Here is a 12,603-nt window from a genome sequence, read left to right on the forward strand (position 1 = left end):
ACAAGATCCGCTCGACTTGCATGTATTAGGCACGCCGCCAGCGTTCGTCCTGAGCCAGGATCAAACTCTCCAAATTGGTGTTTGACTTGCTCATTACTTTTTATCGCTTTTCCGCTTATCCCGAAGGATTTGCGAGGCAGTTTCACTCGTTGTTCAGTTTTCAAAGAACAATCTTTTCTTTCGTGTCGTTCGCGTTTGTCTCAGCGGCGACAAGAAATAATATATCACAGGGGCCCAATTAAATGCAACCCCTTTTTAAAAGTTTTTTTAAAAACCAAATTTATCGGTATGAACGTGCGTTTAGCGCATAGCGCGACAGTTCTTTCGGGGAGGCAATACGGGCATACATTCGGAAGATGATTTTGTATCTTCGAGTGATTGCTTGCTTAATATCTCCATCTAACCGGGAGTCGTTCAGGTCAAGCAGCATTTCATCCAGTTCTTTGCGAAGGACGTAGTCGAGTTCTTTGCATTCTTTATCGTTGAACAATATTCCGAGCATAGCCGTGAGTGACCTCCTTTAGTTGTAAAGCGCAACTAGACCATTCATAACGAACAAAAAGCAACGTCTCACGCTAATGCGTTTCGACACTGCTTTACTGTTATGCTCAAATATTGGAAAATTTATTACATTCCTATTAACCATGTTGTAATTGTGCTTTCGATAACTGATGCAATAAGCAGTAATATCGTCAAAATAACCATTACTGGAACGGTGCGGACAACAAAGCTTTCAAGCTCGCCGCTTAACCTGGCCGACGAAGTTCTAGCGAATATTAGGGAACCTCCCGCTTTAAACGCGAGCACTCCAAAACGCATGCCGTACGCGCACGCTATAATAATGGCCGGAATTTCCAAGATACCGTGCGGCAGCAGCCCTTTTAAAATAACCTCCATCACATATCCGCCGCCATGCAGCTCAGCGCTCGTCTTTAACAAATAACCGATCAGCATCCCGTTCACAACAAGGAAAAGGAATGGCAGAATTCCGAACAAAGCACCTAAGTAGATAACCAGTATGGATTTAATCGCGTTATTCAGAAAAATAATACTAATCATCATTAAAGTTGGGTTACTTGAGTTGTCGATTATATCTTTGAGCTGCCCTAGTCCCTGAAGCTGCTCTTGCAGAAATGATTTAAACGCCGGGTTCGTGCCTCCGATGACCATGCCTGCTAAAAACAATATAGAGCCAAACGCGATATAAGGATTCATTTGCTTGAAATGGTCCCAAATCAACCGCCATTTAAACATTTTATTCTCCTCCGTAGCATATAAGTTTCTCAACATGGATGAATATCTTTGTTGTACGAGCATAGATTGTACTACAAGCGTAAATGACTGCAGCCTTCCATGGAGGCAAAAGCTCGTTTCGCGGTAAAAAGATAAGTGAAGTATAAAGGTCGGATTTATACTTTCTTATCTTTGTACAAGCTTCCATTAGAGAGGAGTGCCCTTCCCGATGAACGTTTTTTATGTTTTGAACGGACGAAAGCTGAAAAGGTATTTTCTGATTGCCATCGCGGTTGTATTTTCCATCGGTATCATTTATGCCGAACGGGACAACATCACGGTGTTCGCTCCACAGCAGCCCGCTGCCATCTACAGTGTACCCACTGACAAAAAGGTTGTTGCCCTTACCTTTGACATCAGCTGGGGCGAGAAACGTACAGAGCCTATTCTTAATGTGCTAAAAGAAAAGAATATTAAGCATGCTACCTTCTTCTTATCCTCACCTTGGACCCAATCCCATCCCGAAATCGTCAAAAAGATTCAAGAAGCCGGTTATGAAATTGGCAGCCATGGCCACAAGCATGATAATTACAGCAAGCTTAGCGATGAAGAAATTCGCAAGCAAATAATGACCGCACATACGATTTTATCCGATGTGACCGGAAAACAACCCAATTTGATCCGACTTCCTAACGGAGATTTTGACAAACGGGTACTGCGTATTGCTGAAGAGCTTCAATATAAGGTCATCCAATGGGATACCGATTCACTCGATTGGATGAACATCGGCACAGACAAAATTATTAACCGGGTCGTTACGCGCGCCCACCCTGGCGATATTATTTTGTTCCACGCAAGCGATTCCGTTAAGCAAACGCATGAAGCCTTGCCGGTAGTCATCGACCAGCTCCGTGAAAAAGGCTACGATTTCGTGACTGTAACCGATCTGATCACACAAACAGAAATCGACGGCAAAGCTGTGCAGGATAAGACGACGTCTACATTCCCGCAGCTCGATGCCGCCGAATTAGATTACTAGGCTATACGACCGGCTTTGCAGCGATTCCTGCGGAGTCGGTTTTTTCTTTTTTGACCAGGCGGTGCATCATCATAATTTGGTACGCATTGCAAACGAATAATGGAACCATCATAAATATAATGGCGGAGACATTCGTTTCCCCCTGCAGCGCAGGCCATGCTTCAATAAAGGTAATGACAAACATGAGAAACATCGTTGGAACTAATGCTGATTTGTTCGTTTGCTTAACCTTAAACCATGACACAACCGCGGAAAGAATGAGCAATACGGACGGCAGCGTCCAGAAAAACCAATTATTCATGCGCTGCTCGTATAACAAATAGCCAAGTCCCACAGCTGCGAATACTGTCGTGTAGCCCTGCAGGGCGTTCCACAAATATTTTTTGCCGAATACGCTAAGGGCGATATAGTTTAAAGTTAAATAAGCGAAAAAGCCCATTTGACTAAAGGCACCGATCATTAAACCGACCAACGCCATCATTAATGCATTAAAGCCGACCGCTTTAAAACCTAAAAAGCCGAACTCCGGATCAACCCAAGCCATGACCGCCCCGGTTACCACGCAAGCGAGCGCCCCGACAGCCATGCCGCTCCAAAATAAAAAGAACCACTTTTTTAAATTCACGTTCATTATCCCCCTGAATACCGATAGCGGCGATAAATTGCTTCCGCATTACCCTTTATTTTACCACGTTCACAACAAAAAGCTAACGGCTCTCCATGATAATACGGTGAACAATGAGCATAATAAGATCATGATTCATCACTTATAGAACGATTTGTTAATCCTCATGGAATACAGCAGCACTGACATAGAAGGGAGCATGCGAAGAATGCGTAGAAGGTGGGCTTTATTGTCGGTAATCTCAGCATTGATGTTTGTGCTTACAAGCTGCGGTGCCGAGTCGTCAGGTGGAAATGAGCAGGTCAGCTATAAGGATTTAAAATCGATGGTTATTGATATTCTTAAGACGGAAGACGCTCAAAAGGCTTTACAGGAGTCGTCGCAGCAAATGTCCGGCTACACCGGTCAGACATCAAAGCTGTTATCGGTGCAGGATCAGGAGGAAGTACGTATCGCGGTCAAGGATGTGCTTGTGTCTCCTCAATACGATAAGGTCATTAAGAAGCTCATGGTCGATCCCCGTTTCGCGGGGGAATTTGCAAAAGCTGTTAACAAGCAAAATAAAGAAATTCACAAAGAATTGATAAAAGATCCCTCGTATCAAGCTGAATTAATCAAGGTGATGAAAAACCCGGAAATGGATAAGATGATTCTCGAGGTGTTGCAAAGCACGCAATACCGCAAGCAAGTCATGTCTCTTATGCAGGAATCCATGCAAAATCCGTTATTTAGGCTAGAAGTACTTGAACTGATGAAAAAAGCGGTTCAGGAGGAACTTAAACCGAATCCTACCGAGAAGGTCGATAAGAAGAAAGACGAATCCGGCGGGGATGAACAGCAATCGGATGATGGATCAGATCAGGGCGATGATTCCAGCGGAGATCAGGAACAAAGCGATTCCGGCATGTAGCTCGTTTAACAATAGAGCAAAAAAAGCCTGAACAGATTGTCCGCTAAAGCAGCGCTGTATGCTGCCGCGGACAATCGTTCGGGCTTCTTACTGTTAGATCCCTATGCTGTTATTACTCAGTCATTAGCCGTCGCATTTGCTTAGGACGCGATCCGCCAATTCCAAGTAAAGCTTACCTGTTTCAGTATCCTCTTTATAGACGGAAGGTGCAAAGTCAGGCTCAGACACATGGTTGTCGGGCGCGCCTAGCGGAATTTGCGCGAGCAGGTCCGCGTGAAGCGTCTCTGCAAGGCGAGCGCCTCCACCGCGGCCAAATACATATTCCTTCTCACCGGATGACGTGGACACATAATAGGACATGTTTTCGACGATTCCGATAATCTCATGCTCGGTCTTGATTGCCATAGCGCCTGCCCTTGCCGCTACAAAAGCAGCCGTGGCATGCGGCGTTGTTACGATAATTTCTTTGCTTTGCGGAATGATCTGGTGTACGTCCAGCGCGACGTCTCCCGTTCCCGGCGGCAGATCAAGCAGCAAGTAGTCAAGCTCGCCCCATTCGATCTCTTGGAAAAAGTTGCGCAGCATTTTGCCGAGCATCGGTCCGCGCCATACGATCGGGCTGTTGTCTTCGACGAAGAACCCCATCGACATGACCTTTACGCCGAACTTCTCGATCGGGATTACCCGTTCATTCACCACTTCCGGGCGTTCCTCGATTCCCATCATATCGGGTACGCTGAAGCCGTAGATGTCGGCATCGATAATGCCGACGCGCTTGCCCCTGCGGGCTAAGGCGACCGCCAAATTGACGGTCACCGTCGATTTGCCGACGCCGCCTTTACCGCTGGCGACGGCGATGAACTGCACACCGCTGCGAGGGTCCAGCAGCGGATTGGCAAGGCCCGCCCCGTGGCCCTGTACGGGCGCGGGGCCGTCAGCCTTGCCGGCGCCGGCGCTAGCCGCGGCCGCCGCTTTAGCTGCCGCAGGCGGCGGCGTAGACGCGCCTGCGCCCGCGGCTGGCGCTGCCTCGGCCCGAAACCGGAAGTGCACGGTTTCGCTGCCCAGGCGCGCCAGAGCCTCGCGGAGCGAGGCTTCCAGCGCGGGCTGCGCAGCCGCGCTAGCCCCAAGGACCGTCATCGAAACTTGACGGTCCCGAACCATTACATCGCGGATGGTTATCTCATCCGCCTTGTGCTGCGCCGTCACGGATTCGACGGCCTCTATCACTTGCTCGCGTGTCAACATAGTATATGTCCCACCTTTATGTAATCAATGCTATTTAATTGACATTATAGCACAGTAAACCGGTGAACCAAGTCATTCGCTGACAAGCCGCTCCGCTTTTCGAATGACTGTTTACTTTGTCGTCATTTCATCCTGCATCATGCTGCCGCTCAGCTTCTCCCCTGCTGTATATCTCAATACGCCATTATATATCGATGCGGCAACCTGTCTTTGGTACTCGGCATCAGCTAGCCGCTGAGATTCGCCCGGATTAGACAAAAAGCCGACTTCAACCAAAGCCGCCGGTATATTGTCAATCGCCTTCAGCACATACACATCCTTGACCGTCGCGGCTACCCGGGTCGTATTTTCCAAATTGCGCTTAATCTCATCTTGTATGAAGGTAGCGAGAATCCGGTTATCCGGATGGTTCTCGGGGTGAAAGAAGGTTTGAGCGCCTGACCACTTGGCCTGTGGTATGCTGTTCATATGTATGCTTATAACGGCTGCCGGTTTGCTTTCCTTAATAACCGCGACTCTCCGCTTCAAATCTTCCGTCTTGCGCTTGCTGTAAGCCCTAGCGTCACCCGTAGCGAGATCGTAGTCGCCTTCTCTCGTCATGACAACGATTGCCCCAGCCTGCTGCAAATAATCGCGTAAATAAAGCGCTATGGCCAAATTCAAATCCTTTTCAATAACCCCCTGCTTGCTGACCGCGCCTCCATCCACTCCGCCATGACCGGCATCAATCGCGATCGTCTTCCCGGACAATGGCAGCGTCCAATAGGACCACGTTTTTGTCGATGGCATCGAATGGGTGAGCACCAAGCCAGTCAATACAACTACGAGCAGTCCGACTCCGATTCGGATTACTCCTTTATACGTTAACCAAATGACTACATGCCGGCCGATTCGGCGCATAAAAAAACCACCCCGTTCTCCATCAAATGAATAAGCGGCATCACTTGGCTCTAAATAAGCCAAAGGCACACTTTCATTTATATGGGACGAGATGGTCGTTTATGAGACAATCCTGTAAGAAAGTATTTGAATTAGCCTACCGGCTGCTCGGACATACCTTCGATAAGAATTTTAGCAACCTCTGGGCGGGAGAACTCAGGCGGCGGGCAAACGCCGTCACGCAGCAATGCGCGAACCTTCGTACCCGACAACGTCAAGTGATGCTCCTTGTCATGCGGACATGTTTTCGATGTTGCCATGTTGCCGCACTTCGTGCAGAAGAAGCTGTGTTCGAAGAAGAGCGGTGTAATACCAAGATCTGCTGCCGGAATCGTTTTGAGCAGATCCTGCGCTTCGTAAGTACCGTAGTAGTCGCCTACGCCAGCGTGATCGCGGCCAACGATAAAGTGCGAACAGCCATAGTTTTTGCGGACAAGCGCGTGGAAAATCGCTTCACGAGGTCCAGCATATCGCATAGCAGCCGGGAAAACGCCAAGGAATACACGATCTTTCGGATAGTAGTTGTCAAGCAATGCAAGGTAGCTCTTCATCCGTACGTTCGCAGGAACGTCATCCGACTTCGTTTCGCCGACGAGCGGGTTAAGGAACAACGCATCAACGATTTCCATTGCCGTCTTCTGAATGTATTCATGCGCGCGATGAACCGGATTACGCGTTTGGAAGCCAACGATTGTTTTCCAGCCCTTCTCTGCAAAAATACGGCGGGTTTCCGACGGGTCAAAATAAAACTCTTCGAATTTCTCAGGCTGCGGACGGTTCAATACCGTAATTTCGCCGCCTACGTTTGTCGTCGAACGTGCAAACAGCTTTTGAACACCCGGGTGCTCCAGATCGTCCGTTTTGAAAACGTTGACTGCTTCAATCTTATGATCAACGGTGTAAATGCTGTCGATATTGATAACCGCGTAAACTACGCCGTCTTCACCGACTAGCGCCGCGCGCTCGCCAACGGAAAATTCTGCTGCTTTCGCTTCTTCTACGGCAAGCGTAATCGGAATGCTCCATACCAATCCGTTCGCAAGACGCATGTCTTTTACAACCGATTGATAATCCGCTTCGTTCATAAAGCCCGTCAATGGAGAGAATGCGCCTACGCCGATCAAATCAAGGTCAGAAATGGTCCAAGTGTTGATCGTGATCGATTTCAATGCTTTTGCTTCAGCCAGTAATGCTTCACGTTGTTCGCCGGTAGCGACACGGTTAACCAGTACGCCGCCGTGCGGTAGAATTTGACTCATTTGTGTAATATCCTCCTAAAGTTGCTTATAGCAGCTTATTTATGCAATCCGCATTCTGTTTTTTCTTGCCCGGACCAACGACCCGCACGCGGATCTTCACCTGGCATTACTTTACGCGTGCATTGCTCGCAGCCGATGCTCGGGTAGTTTTGATCATGCAGCGGATTATAAATAACATCATTCTCACGGATGTAATTCCACACATCTTCACTTGTCCAATGAGCAATTGGATTGAATTTGACGAGTCCGAATTTTGTATCGTACTCAATTTTTTTGGAATTTGCACGCGTAGGAGCTTGATCGCGGCGGATACCGGTAATCCAAGCCTCATATTTGGACAAAATATTAGTCAAAGGCTTTACCTTACGGATGTTGCAGCATGCGTTCGCATCGGATTTCCACAGCTCTTCGCCAAACTGCGCTGCCTGCTCCTCGGGCGTAATTTCAGGCTTTACTTCAACGAAAGGAATTCCCGGGTAACGCTCTGCCATACGGTCCCGCGTCTCATAGGTTTCCTTGAAATGAAAATCGGTATCCAAATAGAAAATATCCGTTTTCGGGCTGATTTTTTGCAGCATGTCGACTAGCACGACATCCTCTGCTCCGAAACTGCATGCGAATGTGATATTAGGGAAAGTTTCAACTGCAAACGCGATAATTTCTTCCGGCGTTGCGTTCTCGAGCTCAACTTCCTTTTGCTTGATGAGTGCTTCTTTTTCAAAAAGGTTCATGTTTATACCCCTCCGTTTTTAAATCCTAGTAAGTTAGTCTGTAATAAAATTATACGTCCTGCGCGGTCAATGTTCAATAATAAGTTTACACCAAAATGAAATAAAGTTTTTGGAATTTTTAATTCTGACACAAAAAATACCTTCTCTGCCAACCAGAGAAGGTATTTGTCGTATACATATTAACGTTTCGAGAATTGTGGAGCGCGACGAGCCGCTTTAAGACCGTATTTTTTACGTTCTTTCATACGCGGATCACGTGTCAGGAAGCCTGCACGTTTTAGAGCCGGACGGGATTCAGGGTCTGCTTTAAGCAGAGCACGGGAAATACCGTGACGGATAGCGCCTGCTTGACCGGACATACCGCCGCCGTTAGCGATTACAAGCACATCGTATTTCGACAATGTATCAGTAAGGTTAAGCGGTTGTTTTACGATCAGTTTCAGCGTTTCCAAACCGAAATATTCATTAAGGTCGCGTTTGTTAATAATGATTCGTCCTTCACCCGGCACAAGACGTACACGTGCAACAGAGTGTTTACGACGACCGGTTCCATAGTATTGCACTTGAGCCATGAAACTTGTCCTCCTCTTTATTACCCGCGAAGTTCGTAAACTTCAGGGTTTTGTGCTTGATGTGGATGTTCCGCACCTGCGTATACTTTAAGTTTAAGCTTCATTTTGTCGCCAAGACGGTTCTTAGGCAACATGCCGTGTACAGCCAGTTCGATTACGCGCTCTGGCTTGTTTTGGATCATCTCTTGTGCCGGAGTAGCTTTCAAGCCACCGGAGTACATGGAGTGACGGTAGTAAATTTTGTCTGACATTTTTTTACCTGTCAGATGGATTTTTTCAGCGTTGATAACAACAACGAAATCGCCTGTATCAACATGTGGCGTAAATGTCGGTTTGTGTTTGCCGCGGATCAGGGCAGCTACTTCACTCGCCAAACGGCCAAGCGTTTTGCCTTCCGCATCAACGACGAACCATTTACGATCAACTTCAGTTGATTTAGCCATATAGGTGGTACGCATGGATGATCCTCCTTAATTTCATACATTAATCTTTTTTATAACAACGTAAACGTTGGTTTGTTTATTCATTGTTGATTGCCAAGTTTGTGACGATCTCAGTCGGGGCTGTGGGTTAGCCACTTCGAAAGCACAAGTTATATTCTACTATAAAGTATGTTTAAGTGCAAGTAATTTATAGTGGTTTATTCCTGTTTTTCGCCGGAATAGTCAACATCTATCAGCATCAATCCATGCGGCATTGCCGTAGGACCTGCGAGAGAGCGATTTCGCCCCTCGAGTATGCTTTTTATCTCAGACGATGCCAATTTTCCTTCGCCAACCCATAGTAATGTTCCCATAATAACTCGAACCATATTGTACAAAAAACCGTTGCCTGTCACGTACATATGCACGATCGGGCCTTCCTGCACAAAGTCTGCTTCATAGATCGTGCGAATATGATGAGGCTTGGTTGAATGTATCGATGTAAACGAGGTAAAGTCATGCTCGCCAATAAGGAAGCGTAACCCCTCCCGCATCGCCTCAACATCAAGCGGCGTCGGATGATGAAAGCGGTACTGTCGTCCAAATACGTCAGGAAACTTTCCGGTATCTATCGTATAGCGATACGTTTTGCGTTTGGCGGATCTTCTCGCATGAAAATGCTCCGGCACATCGAATGCTTCAATGATGACGATGTCCTTCGGTAATCGCGTATTAAGCGCGATCGCCCATCTTTCCGTCGGAATCGTAGACTCCGTATAGAAATTGAACATCTGCCCCTGCGCGTGCACTCCCGCATCCGTGCGTCCCGAACCGATAATAATGGTCGTCTCGCCCGTAAGCTTCTTAATGGCCTTCTCTATTTCACCCTGAACCGTTCTGCCGTATGGCTGCGTTTGAAAACCGTTGAAGCCGGCCCCGTCGTAGCTGACCTTTACGCAAATATTCCTCAACCTGTTCCCCCCCTTTAACTAAAGGGATTCCTAAGCCCCTACATCCCCTTAATAAAGAAGACTTCGAGGACTTCCGCCCTCTGGACACCTGGGAGGTGCCGCACAAGCTCATCTGTCGCTCCCTGGTCACTTTTACCTGTAACAGCCGCTTTCGTCCACTACAGCCGCTTATACGGCCTCGTGGACACGCTTATGCGTTAAACGAACCCGTAAACAGGACAATGAACGGATCAGCTCCTGCAAGCAGGCAGCTTTAAAGCAGCAACACTGAACAGCAAATAAAAAAAGGTGGCCGCAAGGGTCCACCCTTTTCTCTACGTATAAGCTTGGACAAGGTTTAACGCTGTGGACAAGCTTATACCTTTTCGATTATGTTGCTACTACGCGCGGTCAACCAATTCCAGGTAAACCATAGGCGCAGCATCGCCGCGACGGGGTCCTAGTTTTAGAATACGCGTGTATCCGCCTGCGCGCTCCGAGTAACGGCTAGCCAGTTCGGAGAACAGCTTTTGAATAGCGTCTTGTTGTCCGTCAACGGATTCGCGACGCACATAAGCAGCTACTTGACGACGAGCAGAAAGATCACCTTTCTTAGCTTTAGTGATCAACTTCTCAGCGATAGAACGAACTTCTTTCGCTTTTGCTTCAGTCGTTTGAATACGCTCATAAAGGAACAAGTCAGTAACGAGGTCACGGAACAAAGCTTTCCGCGCACTAGCGTCACGTCCCAATTTTTGATATGCCATCTTGTTTTCCCCTCCCTTGCTCTTTTGTCTACACTAGTTGGTTTCTACTCTTCCATGCGAAGGCCCAAACCGAGCTCTTCAAGCTTCTCTTGAACTTCCTCGAGTGATTTACGGCCCAAGTTACGAACCTTCATCATGTCCTCTTCGGATTTCGTGATCAGTTCTTGAACGGTGTTGATTCCAGCGCGCTTCAAGCAGTTGTAAGAACGGACGGAAAGATCAAGTTCCTCGATCGTCATCTCCAGAACTTTCTCTTTCTTATCTTCTTCTTTCTCAACCATAATTTCCGCGTCTTTGGCTTCATCGGTTAATCCAACGAACAAGTCCAAATGCTCGGTCAAAATTTTAGCGCCGAGGCTAACTGCCTCTTCCGGTCTAATACTGCCGTCAGTCCAAACTTCAAGCGTTAGCTTGTCGTAGTTCGTTACTTGACCAACACGCGTATTTTCTACGCTGTAATTTACACGAGTAATTGGCGTGTATATCGAATCAACGGGAATTACCCCAATCGGTTGTTCGTCCTTCTTGTTGCGGTCCGCTTGCACGTAACCACGTCCCCGATTAGCAAAAACCCGCATATGGAGCCGCGCGCCGGAGGCCAAGGTTGCGATGTGAAGATCAGGGCTTAAAATCTCGACATCGCTGTCCGCTCGAATGTCGCCCGCTGTAACATTCCCTTCGCCATCCGCGTCGATTTCCAACACCTTTTCTTCATCGGAGTGGATTTTCAACGAGAGGCCCTTCAGGTTCAAAATGATCTCGGTAACATCCTCAATCACTCCGGGAACCGTAGAGAACTCGTGAAGCACTCCATCGATTTGAACCGAGGTTACTGCTGCACCCGGCAACGACGACAACAAAATTCGGCGAAGCGAATTTCCAAGCGTCGTGCCATAACCGCGTTCAAGCGGCTCGACGACAAAACGTCCGTAAGTTCCCTCATCATTCAGTTCTACGGTCTCGATTTTCGGCTTTTCGATCTCAATCACTAATATTATCCTCCTTAAAACGTCGCTCCGTTATCCTAACGTTAGTTTAAGTCAAATCTTGTAGTATGCCAAACCTTCACAACCATTATTCACAAGTTGTTGTTATTTGATACCACATCGGATCCAACTATACGCGACGACGTTTCGGCGGACGGCATCCGTTGTGAGGAACTGGTGTTACGTCTTTAATGAGGTTAACTTCCAATCCAGCAGCTTGAAGCGAACGAATCGCAGCTTCACGGCCAGCGCCTGGTCCTTTTACCATCACTTCGACAGTTCTCATGCCATGCTCCATTGCTGCTTTCGCAGCAGTTTCAGCAGCCATTTGAGCTGCGAAAGGCGTGCTCTTACGTGAGCCTTTGAAGCCCATGTTACCGGAGCTTGCCCATGAAATCGCATTACCGTGCGGATCCGTGATCGTAACGATCGTATTGTTGAAAGTCGAGCGAATATGCGCAACGCCAGTCTCAATATTTTTCCGGTCGCGACGTTTCGTACGAACGACTTTTTTTGGTTTAGCCATTGTCCATTATCCTCCCTTCTTATTTCTTCTTGTTAGCTACAGTCCGACGAGGACCTTTACGCGTACGTGCATTCGTTTTCGTGCGTTGACCGCGAACAGGCAAGCCGCGACGGTGACGAAGACCACGGTAGCATCCGATTTCAGTCAGACGCTTAATGTTAAGTGAAATTTCACGACGCAAGTCGCCTTCTACTTTAACAGATTTGTCAATTGCTTCGCGCAGGCGAGCCAATTCGTCTTCTGTCAAATCGCGAACACGAGTGTCGAAGTTAACTTCAGCTGCATTCAAAAGTTTTTGCGACGTTGTTTTGCCGATACCGAAAATGTATGTCAGGGCGATTTCGACGCGTTTATCACGCGGCAAGTCTACACCAGCTATACGTGCCATAGGCTATATTC

The 12,603-nt window shown here is 47.6% G+C and carries 16 protein-coding genes and 1 rRNA gene; 2 read left to right on the plus strand and 15 right to left on the minus strand.

The features are described 5' to 3' along the window. From AC0YNZ_RS28160 to AC0YNZ_RS28170, 3 genes are all read right to left on the minus strand, one after another. Positions 1-76, minus strand: a 16S ribosomal RNA gene (locus tag AC0YNZ_RS28160); the annotation flags it as partial. 204 nt (positions 77-280) lie between these two features. Beyond that, complete coding sequence (locus AC0YNZ_RS28165; protein ID WP_053373934.1) at positions 281-502, minus strand: hypothetical protein; 222 nt, start codon at positions 500-502, stop codon at positions 281-283. A gap of 125 nt (positions 503-627) precedes the next feature. Beyond that, the gene (locus AC0YNZ_RS28170) at positions 628-1,254 is read right to left on the minus strand and encodes a stage II sporulation protein M (RefSeq protein WP_475829755.1); all 627 of its coding nucleotides are present in this window, start codon (positions 1,252-1,254) and stop codon (positions 628-630) included. Positions 1,255-1,462: 208 nt separating this feature from the next. On the opposite strand from AC0YNZ_RS28170, the gene pdaB reads away from it, so the two are divergent. Next, entirely contained in the window at positions 1,463-2,272 is an 810-nt protein-coding gene (pdaB, locus tag AC0YNZ_RS28175) for a polysaccharide deacetylase family sporulation protein PdaB (RefSeq protein ID WP_475829756.1), read from the plus strand. 1 nt (position 2,273) lies between these two features. Here the strand turns inward: pdaB and AC0YNZ_RS28180 are convergent, their stop codons facing one another. Further along, the gene (locus AC0YNZ_RS28180) at positions 2,274-2,897 is read right to left on the minus strand and encodes a KinB-signaling pathway activation protein (protein WP_475829757.1); all 624 of its coding nucleotides are present in this window, start codon (positions 2,895-2,897) and stop codon (positions 2,274-2,276) included. Positions 2,898-3,105: 208 nt separating this feature from the next. Between AC0YNZ_RS28180 and gerD the strand changes: the two genes are divergently transcribed. Then, positions 3,106-3,807: a spore germination lipoprotein GerD gene (gene gerD, locus AC0YNZ_RS28185; protein ID WP_475829758.1), complete on the plus strand. Its 702-nt coding sequence runs from the start codon at positions 3,106-3,108 to the stop codon at positions 3,805-3,807. A 123-nt stretch (positions 3,808-3,930) separates the two neighbouring features. On the opposite strand, the gene AC0YNZ_RS28190 is transcribed toward gerD, so the two are convergent. The 11 genes from AC0YNZ_RS28190 to rpsM all read right to left on the minus strand — a co-directional run bounded on the left by AC0YNZ_RS28190 (position 3,931) and on the right by rpsM (position 12,592). After that, positions 3,931-5,052, minus strand: a complete 1,122-nt coding sequence (locus AC0YNZ_RS28190) for an Mrp/NBP35 family ATP-binding protein (protein ID WP_475829759.1) — start codon at positions 5,050-5,052, stop codon at positions 3,931-3,933. Between the two features lie 111 nt (positions 5,053-5,163). Continuing rightward, entirely contained in the window at positions 5,164-5,952 is a 789-nt protein-coding gene (cwlD, locus tag AC0YNZ_RS28195) for an N-acetylmuramoyl-L-alanine amidase CwlD (RefSeq protein ID WP_475829760.1), read from the minus strand. A 131-nt stretch (positions 5,953-6,083) separates the two neighbouring features. Continuing rightward, positions 6,084-7,250 (minus strand): sulfate adenylyltransferase, encoded by a 1,167-nt coding sequence (gene sat / locus AC0YNZ_RS28200; protein WP_475829761.1) that lies wholly within the window; start codon positions 7,248-7,250, stop codon positions 6,084-6,086. A gap of 35 nt (positions 7,251-7,285) precedes the next feature. Beyond that, complete coding sequence (locus tag AC0YNZ_RS28205) at positions 7,286-7,981, minus strand: phosphoadenylyl-sulfate reductase (protein WP_475829762.1); 696 nt, start codon at positions 7,979-7,981, stop codon at positions 7,286-7,288. 179 nt (positions 7,982-8,160) lie between these two features. After that, positions 8,161-8,553: a 30S ribosomal protein S9 gene (rpsI, locus tag AC0YNZ_RS28210; RefSeq protein WP_475829763.1), complete on the minus strand. Its 393-nt coding sequence runs from the start codon at positions 8,551-8,553 to the stop codon at positions 8,161-8,163. A 20-nt stretch (positions 8,554-8,573) separates the two neighbouring features. Continuing rightward, positions 8,574-9,011: a 50S ribosomal protein L13 gene (gene rplM / locus AC0YNZ_RS28215; RefSeq protein WP_110774002.1), complete on the minus strand. Its 438-nt coding sequence runs from the start codon at positions 9,009-9,011 to the stop codon at positions 8,574-8,576. A 182-nt stretch (positions 9,012-9,193) separates the two neighbouring features. Beyond that, the gene (truA, locus tag AC0YNZ_RS28220) at positions 9,194-9,946 is read right to left on the minus strand and encodes a tRNA pseudouridine(38-40) synthase TruA (protein ID WP_475829764.1); all 753 of its coding nucleotides are present in this window, start codon (positions 9,944-9,946) and stop codon (positions 9,194-9,196) included. 380 nt (positions 9,947-10,326) lie between these two features. Further along, a complete protein-coding gene (gene rplQ / locus AC0YNZ_RS28225) occupies positions 10,327-10,692 on the minus strand; it encodes a 50S ribosomal protein L17 (RefSeq protein WP_110774000.1) in 366 nt (121 codons plus the stop codon). A 44-nt stretch (positions 10,693-10,736) separates the two neighbouring features. Continuing rightward, positions 10,737-11,681, minus strand: a complete 945-nt coding sequence (locus AC0YNZ_RS28230; protein ID WP_110773999.1) for a DNA-directed RNA polymerase subunit alpha — start codon at positions 11,679-11,681, stop codon at positions 10,737-10,739. A gap of 127 nt (positions 11,682-11,808) precedes the next feature. Further along, positions 11,809-12,204, minus strand: a complete 396-nt coding sequence (gene rpsK / locus AC0YNZ_RS28235; protein ID WP_053373921.1) for a 30S ribosomal protein S11 — start codon at positions 12,202-12,204, stop codon at positions 11,809-11,811. Positions 12,205-12,223: 19 nt separating this feature from the next. Continuing rightward, the gene (rpsM, locus tag AC0YNZ_RS28240) at positions 12,224-12,592 is read right to left on the minus strand and encodes a 30S ribosomal protein S13 (protein ID WP_475829765.1); all 369 of its coding nucleotides are present in this window, start codon (positions 12,590-12,592) and stop codon (positions 12,224-12,226) included. Positions 12,593-12,603: the final 11 nt, after the last annotated feature.

It is taken from the genome of Paenibacillus sp. J2L1-98, from assembly GCF_056269405.1.